This window comes from Pseudoalteromonas sp. T1lg122, assembly GCF_002964825.1.
Taxonomy (GTDB): Bacteria; Pseudomonadota; Gammaproteobacteria; order Enterobacterales; family Alteromonadaceae; genus Pseudoalteromonas; species Pseudoalteromonas gelatinilytica.
This window is the reverse complement of record NZ_PQCG01000001.1, coordinates 189,093-205,857: the sequence shown is the minus strand read 5'-3', so window position 1 is coordinate 205,857 and position 16,765 is coordinate 189,093. Positions and strand designations below refer to the sequence as shown.

Genomic DNA, 16,765 nt, shown 5'->3' with positions numbered 1-16,765 from the left:
TCGCTATTTTAGCCAAGCTTAATCCGCCCATTATGCTGGCGTTAGCTTTTAAAGTAAGGATTGACTATTGAGGAAAGTTTTAGCTGTTATAATTGTCACTTATATTTTTTATGGGTGGATTGGTTATTTTTGGGATAATTCAGAAGGATCAAATAAACTAGCTAAATTTAGTAGTCTTACTATTGAAGATATTGTCTCAATTGAAGCGATAAATTCTGAGTATATTAATGTGACAAATTCAGCATTAAATTCTACCCAATCAAAAGAACTATTAATTAATGCTATTACTAGTGCGGAGCAAGCATCAATCGCTAAGAGACCACCCAAAAACACCAAACTATATATTAGAATTAAAACAAAGAACGACACCATAGGTTTGAATTTGATGGTTCCACTTACCAAAAGAGGTGAAATGTATTTTGTTGTTGTAGATCGGGTTTATGATGGTGAAAGTTACACTCAGGATAGTTATGGCCGCTTTATCGCTACAGGGCTTTATGAATTTTTAGTTGAGGCAAAGTTAGTAAACGAGAGCTAACAAGCAATTAAACAGGGATAAATAACTTGCGGGCTATTCGCTTCGCTCAATTTTAGCCCACAATTTTTTAACCGTTAATATAGCGTTAGGCAATCAGGCATGTCCAAGTTTACATATTATAGAAATCTTATATTAGCTGCTGTTTGTGTTGCTCTTGGTATATCTATTAGCTATGTTCAACTAACTCAAAAAAACGGTGGCTTCCCTTATAAAAAAGAGCTGGTTAGTCGTGATGGGTATATCGATTGGGTGCAGGAGTATGATTACGGAATTCGCTTTGCATTTGTAGATGATAATTATAATTTCAATTACCCTTCTAAATCTAACGGCCAGAGCATAGTTTATGACTCATTATTCAACTCTAAAGGGAAAAGAGTTGAGGTTCTATTTGAACCTAGAGAAAGTACGAAGCCAATATATACAACTAAAGAGTTTCACGATGTATTTGAAGTCAAGATAGAGCAAAATGTAATCCGTTCCTATGCCGAATCAGAAAAGGCGTGGAAATCAGATAACCTACTTATGCCGTTTATATTGGTACTATTTTTAATTGGTGGGCCTTATATATGGTGGAAAACCAAGAAAGAGTACAAGAATGCCTAACAAGCGCATATTGTCGGACTGGTTTTCCGCTGCGCTCCAAACCAGCCGCATATGCGGTCGTTATGTTCTTATTTAACAAGGAGTTTTTTTGAGAAAAGCTTTTAGTATATTTTTATTATTGGCATTTGAAGCTCTCGGGCATTTTGCTACTCAGACGTAGGTATCGTTTATCTAAATCAACTGATTGAGGATGTTCGTAGTCATAAAAATGAAGGCTCAGAATGCAAATACAGTAAAAAGCAGTTTGACTTGATAAATGAGCTAACAAGTTCAGAAAATGAACATTTCAAGTATGCTCGCTTGATTGGTAAAAATCAAAGTGAGCTGCATGTTTTCGTAGAGATATCAAAACCACAGAGACCGGGTTTATCCTTAATTATTTCTATAAAAAATAACCGTTGTGAAAGTTTTAGCGTTTTCGAGATAATGAATTAAATTCCTGCTTTGAACATAAAAGACGCTTAACACGTTCACTGGGAGAAAAACGGGGCGCGCCTTTGGCATTTTCGCGCTACAATTTGTGTCCGTTAGCTAAGCATTATATTTACTTAAGGATTCGATCTGTGCCTAAATATCAAATTCCTAAAAATGTTGGTGAATGCGAAATTATTGAATCCAGGGCTGGAACTCCTTTGATCTGGAATAGAAAAAAAAGTAAAGGCAAAATTTCTATTCCTTGCAGAGACTGGGAGCACGCTGAAGAGGTTTTAAAAAAACTTAAGGCTCTGAAAAATGGTGGTGAATTGTGGGTATGATTATATGCTTTCAGTAGCATAGTAAATATAACAAACGCATCAATGAATGGATGTCTAAGCTTGGCTGGCACTCGTTCCTCTCAAATTTCAGCCAAACTTAATACGTCCCATATTGCGGCGTTATACACCATAGGAAAGCTTTGTGCTAATTCAAGCGATTAATAGTCAGAGAAGACTAAAACCATATTTCTACTCGCAGTCTGCTAAAGTTGGTGGTATTGGTTGCCTGCTTGGGCTTTCAGTAGCGTACCCGTTATTCTTTATAATTGCCTCGAGCTTTGGTATTGAGTCAGATATCCCAATACGTAGCTACGATGTTGGTACAGTATCTGTAATGTTCACAATATGCTTATTAATTCTTTGTTTATCACTATACGCATTTTGTGCTTTAACTGCCTTTATTTACTATGGAATTAAGTGCAAGAAAGGGCATATCGATAGGCAAGAACTTAATAATATCGTATTTAAAGGTATCTATCCAAAGCGGTGGCAACGTGGGCTTTAGTTCGGATTATAACAAACCACTAAATACTCTCGCTGAGGCGCTAACAAATGGGTTGCGTCACTTTGTTGCTATTTCTAGCTCTTCAGTGGTGCGCTAGCCAATAGAAATGTTTATGCGAAATTCACCTAATACATCCGACTCTCTAAAATGTTTTTTCCAGTAGTTAGTTAACGCAAATACCCTAAATGTCTATTTTCAGAGATAGCTAAACATTGAGGTTGGCTTAAAATAATAGTTAATTTGTTTCCAAACTATGTAGTACGCACATATATTAAAAAATGAGCAACGAGCGCATTTTATTTTTCTGAAACCCTTTAGGATTAATTAAAAATACGAGTTGCCGATGCCTTAAGTTATTTGTTACTAATAGATTTATTAAATACATGAGCGTGACATTGGCAGAAAGATTCGTGACGCGCGCACTATTGAATTGTTAGGTAGCTAGATGGAATTTCAGAGTTGGCCAACACCTTTTGAAAATGGCAGTTTGTGGTTAGTTGATTTGTCATGGGGTACTAAAGAGTGGACTCTAGAGAAATCGAATGGTGTAAAGTACCTGATTAAAGGCGACGCAAAACACGAAAACCATGAACTTGTTGCTCGTGTATTTCACGAAGAATCACAAACTATATACCAGCTATTATTTGAATCTGTAAATGGCTTTCGTTGTCTTGATGAGCATGGGTTGACTGAAGTTTGGAGCGAAAAACGACCAAAGTTCAATACTTTTAAAATAAGAGGTCACGGCTGGCACAAAGAAAGTCCGCTCACCTTCTTTATAGGAAATGATGGTGAATGGTCTCACTTAATAGTTACTTCTGACGAATGTTTAGAGGTTGTTTGTCGAGAAAGCCCTATTGTAAAAGTGATTGGTAAAGCAGAGGTTTTCGCTACCTAACAAAGCCATAAAACAATGGACGCAAAACAGCAGGCTTGTGCTCCTTCGTCGCCAATTTTAGCCTGCTATTTTGTGCCGTTTATTACGGCGTTAGGTTAAAAAGTTGAATGGCACTACCTAAAAAAGGAATTAGAAAAATTGAGTATGAAGGGCATACATACGGTTGGTTAATTCGTTCAATGCCAACTTACACTCAGGGGGCATTTCAAAGCCCAATGACCATAGGTATTCAAGAATTGGACTGTGAAATGCCCAAGGTTTTATATGTTACTCTGAATATTGATCGGCCAGATAATTGGCTATCTAGTCATCAAACTCAAATAACCCCAAATATCATTCGTAATATTATTAAAGGAGCTATCGAAGAAGGTTGGGTGTTTAATGAGGGGGGGGCGGCATATGAGTATGAATTTGGTGTAATAAAAAATGCGTAGCCAGTCACCTAACAAGTTTAACAGCCACCGCCACTGCGACGCTAGACAGACTAAACGCAGCTTCGCGGCAGGCTGCCGGTTATAAAGGCTTTGGCCGAAATCAAATCAACAAAGGAGAAATGATATGGGTGCATGGGGAATGGGAGTGTTTGATGATGATACTTCTTGTGACTTACTTTATGAAGCTATGGAAACAGACGCTCTCAGCTTTATCAAAAAAGCACAAAACCATAAAGATGCGGAGTATCTGGAATACGATGAATGCCACGAAGTTATTGTTGCTGCTTCTATAATGGACTACTTATTAAACGGTACAAAATATAATCATAATACCGAAGGCTATGACGAATGGCTATCGAAGCAAGGAAAAGAAGGAATTGAAGATTTAAAGTCTGATATTTCTGAAGGCCTGCGGAGAGTTTTATCAGGAGAGTCAGAACTAAATGAGTTGTGGCTAGAAAATGAAGAAGATTACCCTGCATGGAAGGGGAATATAGAAAGTATATTGTCAAACTTAAACGGCTAATAAATTGCTGCACCTGACACATACTGCTACGCCCGTTTTGTTTATGTCTGTTATGGCGCTCATTTTTTTTACACAAAGTCGCTCTTTGCAATATGTGCAGGTGAGTAAGAGATTGCTTTACTTCATCAGGCGTCATCACTACAGGCAGCTTGGGTTGTCGATTACTTCGTGCAAAATTCAAGTTTAAAGAAAGCTCATTTTTGACAATATGTTTATATAAAAAAGCCAGCGCATTTAAAGCTGCGCTTTGTGTTTAGGTGACATATTACGTTTTAATACAATATGGTCTAAAAACGCTTTGACTTCTGCATCTCCCATTGAGCTTGGGTGACGTTTGTTGTGAAAGAGAATAAATTTTGTGATCCAACCTAAATAAGCATTAATTGTTCTTAATGAATACTGACGAGTGAGCATATAGTCTGCAATGTAGTTTAAATAAGGAGAGCGAGTTTTCATTTTCATTCCTTTGAAATGAAGCTGTGTATATATACAGTTTTAGCTCAGTCGCTCGTATAGTCAAGAAAACGACCCAATCGCTCGTTTTTATCCTGAGGTATAAGCGAGAACTCCTAAATTTTAATAACACTGGCAATTAGTTAACATGTTTGTTAAAAATAATCTAATAAGAAAAGCGAGCGATGCTATAGAAGAAAAACGCGCGATTCGCTCGCTATAAACATGTTAGCTGTACAAGGAAGTAATTTGAAAATTGAGTTATCTCCAAAGCAAGGCTGGTCTACTTTTTTAGATTCAACAAAAGTAGAAGGCGTCGTTTTTGAACATATAAGTATCAAAGAGCATGGTGGACGTTGGAATTATTATAATTTCACTAGTAACACTTCGATTTGGGAACTAGACAAAAACTTAATTACGATTACTTTTGATGGTTCAGAAGAAGAAAATATTTGTGCTCTACATATTGAATTCGACGGAAATAAAGAGTTAGAGAAGCTAATTCAATATTATACAGAAAGGTTTAAATTTGTGGCTAAGTACAGCTAACAAGTTACTCAAAAGGACGCAAAACGCTTGGCTTGTGCTCCTTCGTCGCTAATTTTAGCCAAGCATTTATGCGCCCATTAGTAAGGCGTTAGTTGCCAAGGATGATTATGCATAAGATTCTAGCTTTTTTACTTTCCATAGCTTGTTTCCCTGTACTGGCATGTCGACCAGCCCCGTTTGATCTTGCAAATGAGGTTGCTGAGGCTGATGTTGTAGCAATAGCTTACATAACAGGGATCTATTCTCCAGAAGCAGAGGCTGTATTGCTAGGTGATTCAAACGAATCATCAGAGGAAGCTGAATTGCGCATTATGATTCCTGTTCAAAAGAGTGTCAGGTTAATTACAGAGCGCTCTCTTAAAGGAGTCGCTGGTGATATTAACCAAGTCAAAACTGGCTGTTCGTTTTATGGAGACTTAATGGATAGAATAGTTTTACTCAAAAAAGGTTCAGATATTTGGGTGAGAAACCTTGATGATAAGGCTAATGATATTTTGCAGAATTTAGAGTAATTGGCAACTAACAAGGCCATCATGGCAATTGGACGCAAAACGCTTGGCTTGCGCTCCTTCGTCGCTAAGTTTAGCCAAGCATTTGTGCGCCCCATATGGCGGCGTTAGGCATATGGTGAACCCTGTCGATAATATTCAACCTGTAGATCAAGCATGTGAAGAATCCTCTTGGGAGATTATTTATCTTTTAAGAGAGCGTGGACACCTTAAAGATCCCGAATCAATGACTATTATTCAAAAATACTTACTTGAATGCTGTAGGCGAATCTGGGAGCTACTTCCTGACTCAGGTAGTAGAAAAGGTGTTGAAGCTGCTGAGAAACTTTGCAAAGGTGAAATCTCATGGGAAGACGCTATGGAAACCGATTGGTATTCTGAAGGTTCGGCTTTTTTATTTGAATACGGCAAAGATACTGACCCTGAAATTAGTGAGTATATTGGTCAAGTTAACTTACAAAGAACTACTATAGGTCGTTTACTTGTTCCACCCGTTTATATGGGCGAAATTGATATCAAGGAATTACTTATGGAAGCTGCGTACTTTGCAAATACAGCCTTAAATTATCCCGGTATTAGTTACGGAACTTCAAAATCGCATAATCAATCAATGCGTGAAATCAGTAAATTTTTACCATTGGATTTGTTTAAAATAATGGTACCAAATTCTTTAATAAACAAGTTGGATGAGAATATGCCTAACAAGTCATTACAGCAGGACAAATAACAGTTGGCTTTGCTCCTGCGTCGCGATTTTAGCCAACAATTATTTGCCTCTGAATGAGGCGTTATACGTTTCTAGAGTTCGGAGTAAATTAAGTGCCTGAAGAAGCAATTACGTTTGCGAAAAAGCTGCTGGAAAGCGATGAAGATTACTTAGATAACGTAATTAAGCTATGGCGTATTGGTAATGAAAAGTATGGCCAATGCTGGAACACTGAATTTCATATTTTTGGTGAAATTGAATCAGAAACAGATCATTTACCCTTAACTCATGTTAGGTCAAAGTGCTCAGAAGAGTTTCTGGCTAAAGCTGATAAAGAATTAAAAGAAACTATCGAGTATTACCGGGACAGTGTTACTAAAGCTTGTAACATCATTATCAGTGGTAAAAACGTATAACAAGCGCATTAATGAACGGACGTCTAAAGCTTGGCTGACGCTCGTTCCTCGCTGATTTTAGCCAAGCATTATCCGCCCATTATGCGGGCGTTAGGTTACTAATGAGTACAGATATAGAACCGATGTATATTGATTGCGGTAAGCATGGAAAGCGAGTGGCTGCCGTACTATGTGGTCATCTTGTCAAACCTGAGGGAGAGCCTCTCGGTTTCATTGAAAATTCAAGCGTTCCAAATGATCTTCAAGCTTGGTGTTATCAATGTGAGGCTGTTTTTGAGGAAGAGGACGGCATGACAGAAAGATTCAGAGAGTTTAATCAAATGTCAGTCGTATGTGTTAACTGTTACGAACAAGCAGCACAGTATCACAATGTAGATTGAGGTTAGTAACCTAACAAGCTGTTTAAAATGGACGCCTTACTGCTTGGCTGGCGCTCATTCTTCGCTAATTTTAGCCAAGCGTAATCCGCCCATTAACAGGGCGTTATATGCCAAAAGGGTTCGGATGTTAACTTTAGAAAAAGACGAAAAAGCTGAACAAGTTTTCATTCATGCATCACCAGAAAAGCTTCGCTGGTTAGCATCTCGATTAGAGGCTATTGCAGCGCAAGCCGAAAAGTCTGGAAATGCACATGATCATCTAATGACAGAAGATTGGGGAGGTCATGAGTTAACCAATGAGTTAATTGGTAACCCCGAGTCTCGAGAGATTATTAATCACCTTGTTATTTACGGCCATAAAATAGAGACAACAGGCATATAACAAAGCAAATTAAAAAGGGCGGACAAAAATCAGTTGGCTTTGTTCGTTCCTCACAAGTTTAGCCAACTAATTTTTGCCGTTTATTTGCGGCGTTAGGTTTCTTATGAAAGAAGTTGAGTTCAGTCACAAATTCATTGTCAATAAAAGTGGAATTCCTTTTAGTGAAACTGAGCATAGTGGCTCTATAGAATTGGACGTAGCTGATAAATCGGTTTATCTGTCAGGTGATAAAAATGGACTATTGGCTTTAGCTGCCAAATTAATTGAGGTCGCCAATTGTGATGTGCCGGGTTATCACAAACACTTAGATGAAGTCGAAATGCCTAAGGTCTCAATAAAACCTGAAGGTGTTGAATTAAATATCGGGAAGTCCGAAACCTAACAAGCGCATCAACGCATGGACTAATAAAGCTTGGCTTGCGTCACTTCGTTCCTAATTTTAGCCAAGCGTAATCCGCCCATTAACAGGGCGTTAGCAGTCAAAAGTGAACAACGAAAATTTTACCTTCAAATTATCAACATTAATTCTGAACATACTTCTTTTTATTGGTGGAGTGTGGCTGATCAATGTTTTGTGGCAAGATCTTGTTGATAGCGTTGTTAATTTTAATGAGTTAAGTGATTTTTACTTTATTGTTTTTGTTGCGTGTCTCATATGGATTGTATTGTGTGAATTTGGTTATCAAATAATGCTGTTCTTCCCACGTGGTAGAGCATTGGAGCTTAACTCTGATTCTTTAAAAGTTTGCACAGTTTTTGGGATGAAGACCATACCTAAAAAAGCCGTGAGAGGTTGCAAAAATCCAGTTCATAGAGCTACTGGAGGCCTAAAAGCCGGTCTCGTAATTATCTCAGTTGCTCCAGAGTACAGAGTTATGGGGCCTTATGGTTTCAAAATTAACCCGCAGTTTTATGGCTCTTCAGTAGCTGGTGAAAATGAAGTCTCTTTAGTTAAAAAAATAAGAGCATGGCGGAAACAAAGCAACTGCTAACAAGGCCGTTAAACAAAGGACACAAAACAGCAGGCTTGTGCTCCTTCGTCGCTAATTTTAGCCTGCTATTTTGTGCCGTTTACGGCAAGCGTTATGTATTTCTTAGGTTTTGAGTATGAAAACAATTAGGTGGGCAATAATCACCATAATCTTCGCTTTAAGTGCATATTTTGAAGTTGTGTGGATTTATTATCCTGTTTCAGTACTTTTCTTCATTTTTGCGTTAATGGGGACTGTTGCTTTATTTACAGTAAATAGTACTGACTTTGCCCAAGGAGCAATAGACCGAAATTTAGGTTGGGCTTTGTATATTAATAGCTTTATTAATACTGGAGTTCTAATTTATCTAGGGTGGAATATTGTTGCATTGCTCTATGCAGTGATGATTTGTATGGGCTTATCAAAAAGGTTAACTGGTTTGTATAAGCTAAGGTTAAAAAATACATAACAAGTGCCTAAACCTAGGGACGCAAAACAGCAGGCTTGCGCTCCTTCGTCGCTAATTTTAGCCTGCTATTTTGCGCCGGTTAGCCAAGCGTTATAAGCCAAAGGAAGATATGAGTTTACCGAAGGAACAATTAGCTAAAGTTAGAACTCCTTTTAGGGTGCTTGCGGGTTTCATCTTTGTACTCTCATTGTTTGCTATTTTAGCTACGGAACTTTTGCGTTCACTGAACCATATGATCATAGTATTTGGCTATTAGGTATCGTGACGTTTGGTATGTCATATATATCAGGGCATGTTGTATTTACGGGTTATGCCCCCAAGTTTTTACTGTTTACGCATGGTGCTAAAGATGGCTTATAACAAGTTGCTCAAGTTCGTTCGTAAACTCACTGGGACAATTAACAGTTGGCTTGGCGCTTCGCGCAAGTATTGCCAACAGTCAATTGCCCCTTAGCAAAGCGTTATATTCTCAGGAGGTATAATGATTAGCACATTATTACTTGTGGTTGGTGTCCAATTCGGCGTAACTAAAGCATGCAATGACCCTGATGTTGATTTGCTAGATGAGCCCATAAGCATCGCAGCACCAATAGAAGGTAAAGACAGTATTTTTGAACCCAGTACAATACGGTTCAACTCTTCATTACCTTCTGCTTGTGCAGTAACAAATACAGAAGGCACCGTGGAATTTGATGTATCAAATGAAGGTAAAGTAATAAATTTAAAAATATTGAGTATTAATCCACCACGAATACATTCAAGGGTAATATTAAGAGGGCTGAGAAAAGCAATAGTCTTACCTAATGCATTTGGTACATACGGTAATAAAGTACATGTTAAATACGTACAGTTTAAAAAGAGAACAGAACAAATTAATTAAACAATGGACGCAGAACAGCAGGGCTGCGCTCATTCTTTCATAAGTTTAGCCTGCTATTTTGCGGCTGTTAGGCAATTGTAAACTGCAAATGAATAAGAAAACATTATTTACAATCATGCTTTTGATGATTGCATCAATAAGTTATGCCAAGAGACCTGCGCCTAAAGAGGTGTCTGCCATCATTCATGGTAACTATGTTTATGTTGTAACTCATTGGGCTCATGATAACGGCACAGATCAAAATGGTGGCTACATTGGCGTACTAGATGCAAAGACAGGTGTTAAAGATTGGGGTATTCAAATTTACAAAACAGAATATGACCCAAATATCGAGAAAGATATTCAAGATGTTTTTATCACAAACACTGAGATTAATTTCTTTGGTACTAGTCTAAAAGTAACAGATGAACTAGGTCGTAAATTTAATGTTGATCTAATTAATAAAACAGTGTCAAAAGCAAAGTAGGCACTTAACAAGGCCAGCCATGCAGGCCCCAAATATGCTTCGCAATTTTGGCCCATTCTGGCGGCGTTAGTTATTACCACGGATTTTTACTCTAATGAAATTAAAACATATTTTTTTGTCTCTAACTCTCCTGCCATTTTCTGTGCATGCTAAACAAGGCTTCACTATTTGGAGTGATTTAGTATCTCGTTCGGATTTAATAGCGCAAGTTTCAATTGAAGAGGTAATGAAAAACTCGGAGGGTTCAGGCACGTCAAAAGTAAAGATAAAAAAAATCCTCAAAGGCGACAATAAGACTGACTTTGTTCTTATTGATTGGAAAATAAGTACAATTCAATCTGCTTTATTCAACATATATAAAGATCATGTCGTTTTTCTGCAAAAAAACGAGAACGGAAAATATAGTGCAGCGGCATTGGGTAAGTCATTCTGGGAACTCGAAAAAAATTACACTAACCGAAAGATCTATACAGATTCTAGTATGTTTTCTTTTTATTATATTGAGGAAATCCCCGAGCAATTATATGAAGAAATCGAGGTTCCAGCTACTTGCAATCGTAATTCTAGGTTGATTAAACGTATTTATTTAAACAAGCTTATAGAATATTTTACAACTAATAAAACATAACAATCTAATTAAGGTGTGACTGCTAACGCTTGGCTCAGTTTCGCTTCGCTACACAAGTTTATGCCCTGCATTACCAGCCTCTTAGTGTGGCGCTACCAAATAAATACTCTAAACATTTTTGTCCAGATAAAGTCAAAGTCATGCTCAACGCCTGCTCGTACTCAACGATGGCTTTAAGATAGCTAATGGCTGTCTCCTCCGCATATGTTAATTACGTAGCATTAAAATCATCAAACAAACTTTTTCAGCACCATTTCATAGCTTTTCATTAGTGCTCATTTAGCCAAAGGCTTATGTATCTCGAACTTCTAACTTCAATGAATAATGGCTCTGCATTGGTGTTACAATTTAGTCAAAATCTCATCGTGCCTGAGATTCTCATTTTGAATGGCAATCGCCACGCCAAAACTTGCTTTGCTGAAGAGACTGGCGTAATTTAACACTGGTACGATGAGTCTATAAGAATAAAAAGGTCAAACGTGACGATTAAACAAGAATCGGTGTTTATTAAACTCGCCGAAAGCCAAACCTTACATTTACGCCGTATTAGTAAGAATGATGCGAAAGGCCCTGCGGTGTTTTTTATGCATGGTGCCGTTGAAAATGGCAAAATCTTTTACACCCACAGCAATAAAGGTTTAGCACCATTTTTAGCTGAGCATGGCTATGTTTGCTATGTGGCAGATTTACGTGGTCGTGGTGAGAGTAAACCTGCGATTTCAAAGCATGCAAAGTATGGTCAAACCGAGGCTATTTTAGAAGATATCCCTGCATTTTTAGATAAAATTAAGCAGCTTGAAGGCGAGCCTGCTCGTTATTGGGTGGCGCACTCATGGGGCGGGGTGTTAATGAACAGTGTGTTTGCCCGTTTTCCTGAGTTGATTGATGATGTTAAAGCCTGCGGCTATTTTGGTTCTAAACGGTCTTTGTATAACCATCATCCAAGCAAGTATATTCAAGGTAATTTAATTTGGTATGGCTTGGCACCCTTAGTTGCCCGTAAGCATGGCTTTGTTCCGGCTAAAAAGCTGAAGTGGGGCAGTGATGATGAAACCCGTAAATCGCATTATCAAAGTATGCAGTGGGCTAAGCGTAAACCTTGGGTCGATACTGACGATGGCTTTGATTACGCCAACGCATTAGCTGATAAGGCGCTGCCGCCCATTATGCATGTGGCGGGTATTAAAGATAAAGCCCTATGCCAGCCGATTGATATTGAAAAGTTTATGGAAGAGTCTGGCATCGGCAAGCAAACGATGACCATTTATGGCCGTAAGTTTGGCCATAAGGTCGATTATGATCACATAAATATGCTTACTCACCCACAGGCGCGTTTTGATCAGTTTGTTGACTTGTTGAACTGGTTTGAGACTCACGCATAAGCGTGTGCATTGCGCTCTCGTAGCGTTTGTATTTCTCTAATGCTTTATCACTTAACGGCTGTCTCACAGCCGTTTTGCTGAGCGTTGCCACCGGTTTTTTTGACTTATAAAAATCTAAAAATTGTGTGCTGTACTCAATGTCTAAGAACTTACACAGGGCTGTTAGTGTTTGTTCGCTGTCACTGATAAGTGCTTCATAGCTTAAATCAAAAACCGCCTCTGGCATCACGTTTTGCCAATGTTCCATTAACTGCTGATACAAATCAAAGTACTGTTTAAACTCTGGGAGTGAACAAAAATAAGGTTCGTTTTCAGCAAAATAGTTGCTAAAAACTGACCAAGCCATTGCATTATACTCGCGCTGCATATTAATAAACTTGGCGTTAGGAAAGAGTAAGTAAATCAATCCAAGTGACTGATAGTTAGCAGGCAGCTTATTGATCATAAAGGGGCGTACAACTGGCGCTTGTTTTATTCGTTCAATATAAATAGTGCGGGCATTGTTAATTAGCCCTTGGTTTAGCTCTGCTAAGCAATCTGGGTAGGGGACTTGCGTTTGTTGTTCAAGGTATGCAACAACCTGATTACTGATACTGGCATCTTCGCCAAGGCTGGCAAAGTCATTGTGGCTTGCCAGCATTTGCTCTACCAGCGTTGAGCCACTTCTTGGCATGCCAATTATAAAAATGGGGGTAATTGTGCCTGTGAATGTTTTGTCTCTGGCATCAATTAGCTCAGCTGTATTTTGCTCTATGATGCGCTGATAAAAAGGCACTAAGTCACGGGTTTTAAACTGCGTGAGTTTTGTTTGTAGCTTATTAGCAAGGCTGAAGTAGTTAAAAGCTTGTTCTGTATCATTTAACTGATCATAGCTTTTACCCAGTGCATAATAACACACCATTTTTAAGCGCAGATTATTGGTTAAAGTTAAAAACTGGTGTAGCTCATTTATGTAATTTTGTTCGTTGTTAAAACGTCCAAACTGCACTAACTCAAATAAAATGTATGCTTTTACAGGGTAATTTCCCATACCAAGGGCATGTTTTAAAATATTGTAGGCTTTGTCTAGCTCACCATAGGTTAAATAATGCTGAGCAAGATAGTAATGTGGCTCAGGGTTATGGCTGGCAATTGACTTTGCATATTCGAGTACGGTTAAGGCATCTTGTGGCGAATGCACGCCATTAAAAGCATCGGCAAGGGCATGGAGTGGTTCAAGCATGTGAGGTAGTCGTTCACAGGCTCTTTGTAGAAGGTAAACCGCTGCATCATAACGCTCTAAACGCAGGGCAATGCGGCCTAATCCAAATAACGCTTCGCCATTTTCAGGATCTGAATCGAGAATGGTTTTAAAATGAAACTCGGCCTCTTTAAGCTTGTTTTCATTCAGTAGTTGGTTCGCTTTTTCTAACAGCATAGGAATGGCGGGTTATTTGTTATTTTTATTTACTATAAAACGAAAAAGGCGAAATGTCTTTCGCCTTGAATAACTATAAATATCCAGAATAAATCCGGGGTATCGACTTTCTAGGCTGATTGCTCAACCTAGAAAGCGGTTCTATTTAGAAAGTATACGTAGCTTTCACGTAATAGAAGCCACCGTTGATACCGTACGGCGACGTTTCGTAGTATTTACCACCCCAGTTGTTGTTAGGGATGCCAGTACTGTCATAGAAATCAAGTTTCTCTGCTTCTTGGTCGAATAAGTTTGTAGCACCTACAGAGAAGCTAAGCTCTTCAGTTAGGAAGTAAGTTACTTCTGCATCAATCGTTACTGCTGCATCAGCTGTTTTCGCTGTTGCATCGTAATCTACGTGTACGCCTTGGTATTCGCCATAGTAGTTAACACGTGTAAATGCAGAGAAGTTTTCCCACTGTTGTGCCCAGCTAAGCGTTGCACGGTGATTTGGTAAGTCATTTTCTAAACGGCTTACTTTAAACTCACCAGTAATGTCTGTTGACTTAGTTACTTCAGTGTCGTTCCAGTTGTACGCTAAGCTGAATGTTGAACTACCGCCTAGTAGGTCAGTTGAATAGTTAGCAACTGCATCAATACCTTGCGTTGTTGTATCAAAGTCATTCGTGAAGAAGCTTACTTGCGCTAAGTTTTGTACGTTTGGTACACCCGCTGCTTCAAGTGTGTCTTTATCAGCTTGGCTTAACTCAATTTTATCTGATTGACTGATACGGTCATCTACTTGGATGTTGTAATAGTCAACAGTGAAGAATAAGTCACCAATTGTCCAAACTGCACCAAATGTATAGCTTTGTGATTCTTCGGGTTCAAGCTCTGTACCACCTAATTGCACGGCAATTGGGTTTGTTGGTGGTAAAAGTGCTGAGTCAACAAGTACACCGCTGCTTAAGTTTGTTTGAACGTTACTTACGTTTGCTTGACCAACGGTTGGTGCACGGAAACCAGTACTGATTGAACCACGCACGTTTAGGTCTTCAGTTAAGTGGTATTGAGCCGTTAACTTGTAGTTTGTTGTTGAACCAAATGAATCATAATCTTCATAGCGTAGTGCTAAGCCCATTAGGAAGTCTTCTGTGAATGGAGCTTCAACATCAACGTACGCTGCGTAGTTACGACGTGTGTATTCACCCGCATCAGATGGTTTAAAACCAGGGAAACCATTCGAACCGATACCAAAACCTTGTTCAGTTAGTGGACCCGCAGTGAAAGACGCTTCGTCACCAGAAACAACTGTGAATGTTTCTTCGTGCCATTCTAGACCACCGGCAACGTTTACATCGTAAGCTAAACCAAAATCAAACCCTTTTGATAAATCAGCGTTAAAGTTTTTCTCTAACTGTGAGTATTTACCTGGGCTGAAATCACGTGGGCTATCTGGACCTAATGACGCATTGATTGTGTCATAGATGAAATAACGTGATTCGTTATAACCAACTGTACCACTTAAATCATAGTAAGCACCTTCAAGGAAACCAGATGTGATTTCACCTTTAGTACCAATTGTTAAAGCAGTATCTGTGATGTTACCACCGAAGTTAGGTGTAAAACCGCCTGGAAGCATTTCGTTAAATGCAAAACAGTCTGGGTTGTTAGCAACTAGATCGATTTATCTTTGGTTATCTAAAACGTTATCATCAATCATGATATCGGTAGGACAGTTCCCGCTCATATCGCCAGTTAAATCACCAACAAGCAGTGTTTCGCCACCATCATTTGAGTAAACACCTGGGCGAGTGTGTGGGTTACGATAGTAGAAACCACCACGTACATCACGCTCAGAGTAGTTACCAAACATGTAGAATTGCGATGTGTTGCTTAAGTCTAAACCGATGTTACCGAAGATTGAGATATCATCATCAACTTCAGGCGCACCCCAAACTTGTGCTAAAGAAGAAACGTCTGGCACACCTGCAGCGTTAAGCGCTGCTGCATCAGGACGTTGCACTGAGCGGCTAGTTGCATCAGCTGTTTTATATTGGAAGCTTAAGTTAGCAAAACCGCTGTCAGTAAATGGTAAACCTACGTTACCTGAAATTTGCGTTGTATCGCCATCGCCTTCGTAGTATTCGCCTTGGCGTATTTCAAATGAACCGCCTTCAGACGCGTCTTTTAATACAAAGTTCATTACACCTGCGATTGCATCAGAACCGTATTGTGCCGCAGCACCGTCACGAAGTACTTCTACTTGCTTTAAAGCAATACTTGGAATAACTGAGATATCAGCACCTTGAGCACCATCATTGATACCACCACCTAAGAAGGCGATAACTGATGCGCGGTGACGACGTTTACCATTAACAAGCACTAATGTGCTGTCTGATGGAAGACCACGTAAGTTAGCAGGGCGAACAAGTGACGCTGCATCACTGATTGGGTTTTGGTGAACGTTAAAAGAAGGAACTGAGCCTTTTAAAAGCTCAAGCATATCAGTGTTGCCGCCTTTATCTAGCTCTTCACCACCGATGATATCAATCGGTACTGGTGAATCGCCGATTGAACGTGGTGCTGAACGAGTACCTACCACGGCAATTTTTTCTACATTTTTATTAACTTTAGTTTCTTCTGCTGCTTGCTCTGCAGCAACAACTGAACCCGACACAAACAGGCCTGCTGTTGTTGTCGCTAAAGCAAATTTAATTGCTTGTTGTAGCGCATTATTTTTGAATTTCATTCCGACTTCCCCAGTTAGAATATTTATGATTATGTCACCAAAGCTAATCAAAAAACTTGGTGTAAATCTTTTATACAGCCTGTAAATTTATTTTGCAAATTGTTAATACGATGTTGTTTTTGGCTTTTTAATTTGCAAGTTATTATTGTTTTTTTAATTATGTGCAT

The 16,765-nt window shown here is 38.9% G+C and carries 22 protein-coding genes and 1 pseudogene; 20 read left to right on the top strand and 3 right to left on the bottom strand.

Going from position 1 to position 16,765, the window contains the following annotated elements; all coding sequences use genetic code 11:
• Nucleotides 1-67 precede the first annotated feature (67 nt).
• The 7 genes from C2M33_RS00975 to C2M33_RS00945 all read left to right on the top strand — a co-directional run bounded on the left by C2M33_RS00975 (nt 68) and on the right by C2M33_RS00945 (nt 4,259).
• Nucleotides 68-538, top strand: coding sequence for a hypothetical protein (locus C2M33_RS00975; RefSeq protein WP_105173439.1), 471 nt, complete (start codon nt 68-70; stop codon nt 536-538).
• 99 nt (nt 539-637) lie between these two features.
• On the top strand, nt 638-1,141 hold the full coding sequence (locus C2M33_RS00970) for a hypothetical protein (protein WP_105173438.1): 504 nt from the start codon (nt 638-640) through the stop codon (nt 1,139-1,141).
• 563 nt (nt 1,142-1,704) lie between these two features.
• Nucleotides 1,705-1,896 (top strand): hypothetical protein, encoded by a 192-nt coding sequence (locus tag C2M33_RS00965; protein WP_062565556.1) that lies wholly within the window; start codon nt 1,705-1,707, stop codon nt 1,894-1,896.
• 142 nt (nt 1,897-2,038) lie between these two features.
• The gene (locus tag C2M33_RS00960; protein ID WP_105173437.1) at nt 2,039-2,401 is read left to right on the top strand and encodes a hypothetical protein; all 363 of its coding nucleotides are present in this window, start codon (nt 2,039-2,041) and stop codon (nt 2,399-2,401) included.
• Between the two features lie 445 nt (nt 2,402-2,846).
• Entirely contained in the window at nt 2,847-3,299 is a 453-nt protein-coding gene (locus C2M33_RS00955; protein ID WP_105173436.1) for a hypothetical protein, read from the top strand.
• Nucleotides 3,300-3,406: 107 nt separating this feature from the next.
• Nucleotides 3,407-3,733, top strand: a complete 327-nt coding sequence (locus tag C2M33_RS00950) for a hypothetical protein (protein ID WP_105173435.1) — start codon at nt 3,407-3,409, stop codon at nt 3,731-3,733.
• A 124-nt stretch (nt 3,734-3,857) separates the two neighbouring features.
• Complete coding sequence (locus C2M33_RS00945) at nt 3,858-4,259, top strand: DUF4259 domain-containing protein (RefSeq protein WP_105173434.1); 402 nt, start codon at nt 3,858-3,860, stop codon at nt 4,257-4,259.
• Nucleotides 4,260-4,493: 234 nt separating this feature from the next.
• Here the strand turns inward: C2M33_RS00945 and C2M33_RS21170 are convergent, their stop codons facing one another.
• Nucleotides 4,494-4,715, bottom strand: a complete 222-nt coding sequence (locus C2M33_RS21170) for a phage integrase N-terminal SAM-like domain-containing protein (RefSeq protein WP_199776345.1) — start codon at nt 4,713-4,715, stop codon at nt 4,494-4,496.
• A gap of 246 nt (nt 4,716-4,961) precedes the next feature.
• Here C2M33_RS21170 and C2M33_RS00935 point away from each other — a divergent pair, with 246 nt between their 5' ends.
• The 13 genes from C2M33_RS00935 (at nt 4,962) to C2M33_RS00875 (ending at nt 12,450) form a co-directional block, all read left to right on the top strand.
• A complete protein-coding gene (locus C2M33_RS00935) occupies nt 4,962-5,261 on the top strand; it encodes a hypothetical protein (RefSeq protein ID WP_105173433.1) in 300 nt (99 codons plus the stop codon).
• A gap of 107 nt (nt 5,262-5,368) precedes the next feature.
• Entirely contained in the window at nt 5,369-5,773 is a 405-nt protein-coding gene (locus C2M33_RS00930) for a hypothetical protein (RefSeq protein ID WP_105173432.1), read from the top strand.
• A gap of 112 nt (nt 5,774-5,885) precedes the next feature.
• Nucleotides 5,886-6,497, top strand: a complete 612-nt coding sequence (locus tag C2M33_RS00925; RefSeq protein WP_105173431.1) for a hypothetical protein — start codon at nt 5,886-5,888, stop codon at nt 6,495-6,497.
• Nucleotides 6,498-6,589: 92 nt separating this feature from the next.
• Nucleotides 6,590-6,892 (top strand): hypothetical protein, encoded by a 303-nt coding sequence (locus tag C2M33_RS00920; protein ID WP_105173430.1) that lies wholly within the window; start codon nt 6,590-6,592, stop codon nt 6,890-6,892.
• Between the two features lie 101 nt (nt 6,893-6,993).
• On the top strand, nt 6,994-7,272 hold the full coding sequence (locus C2M33_RS00915) for a hypothetical protein (RefSeq protein ID WP_055022527.1): 279 nt from the start codon (nt 6,994-6,996) through the stop codon (nt 7,270-7,272).
• Between the two features lie 124 nt (nt 7,273-7,396).
• The gene (locus tag C2M33_RS00910) at nt 7,397-7,654 is read left to right on the top strand and encodes an Imm32 family immunity protein (RefSeq protein WP_058032185.1); all 258 of its coding nucleotides are present in this window, start codon (nt 7,397-7,399) and stop codon (nt 7,652-7,654) included.
• 103 nt (nt 7,655-7,757) lie between these two features.
• A complete protein-coding gene (locus C2M33_RS00905; RefSeq protein ID WP_105173429.1) occupies nt 7,758-8,036 on the top strand; it encodes an Imm32 family immunity protein in 279 nt (92 codons plus the stop codon).
• A 103-nt stretch (nt 8,037-8,139) separates the two neighbouring features.
• A complete protein-coding gene (locus C2M33_RS00900; RefSeq protein ID WP_105173428.1) occupies nt 8,140-8,646 on the top strand; it encodes a hypothetical protein in 507 nt (168 codons plus the stop codon).
• Between the two features lie 115 nt (nt 8,647-8,761).
• The gene (locus tag C2M33_RS00895; protein WP_062565550.1) at nt 8,762-9,094 is read left to right on the top strand and encodes a hypothetical protein; all 333 of its coding nucleotides are present in this window, start codon (nt 8,762-8,764) and stop codon (nt 9,092-9,094) included.
• A 481-nt stretch (nt 9,095-9,575) separates the two neighbouring features.
• The gene (locus C2M33_RS00890) at nt 9,576-9,974 is read left to right on the top strand and encodes a hypothetical protein (RefSeq protein WP_105173427.1); all 399 of its coding nucleotides are present in this window, start codon (nt 9,576-9,578) and stop codon (nt 9,972-9,974) included.
• An 88-nt stretch (nt 9,975-10,062) separates the two neighbouring features.
• On the top strand, nt 10,063-10,440 hold the full coding sequence (locus C2M33_RS00885; protein WP_105173426.1) for a hypothetical protein: 378 nt from the start codon (nt 10,063-10,065) through the stop codon (nt 10,438-10,440).
• Nucleotides 10,441-10,534: 94 nt separating this feature from the next.
• Nucleotides 10,535-11,068, top strand: a complete 534-nt coding sequence (locus C2M33_RS00880) for a hypothetical protein (RefSeq protein WP_105173425.1) — start codon at nt 10,535-10,537, stop codon at nt 11,066-11,068.
• A 479-nt stretch (nt 11,069-11,547) separates the two neighbouring features.
• A complete protein-coding gene (locus C2M33_RS00875) occupies nt 11,548-12,450 on the top strand; it encodes an alpha/beta fold hydrolase (RefSeq protein ID WP_105173424.1) in 903 nt (300 codons plus the stop codon).
• Here the strand turns inward: C2M33_RS00875 and C2M33_RS00870 are convergent.
• Both C2M33_RS00870 and C2M33_RS00865 read right to left on the bottom strand, forming a co-directional pair.
• Nucleotides 12,383-13,867, bottom strand: a complete 1,485-nt coding sequence (locus C2M33_RS00870) for a tetratricopeptide repeat-containing sulfotransferase family protein (RefSeq protein WP_105173423.1) — start codon at nt 13,865-13,867, stop codon at nt 12,383-12,385. The two genes, C2M33_RS00875 and C2M33_RS00870, sit on opposite strands and share 68 nt — an antisense overlap.
• 145 nt (nt 13,868-14,012) lie before the next feature.
• Nucleotides 14,013-16,598 (bottom strand): annotated as a pseudogene (locus C2M33_RS00865) (TonB-dependent receptor plug domain-containing protein).
• Nucleotides 16,599-16,765 lie beyond the last annotated feature (167 nt).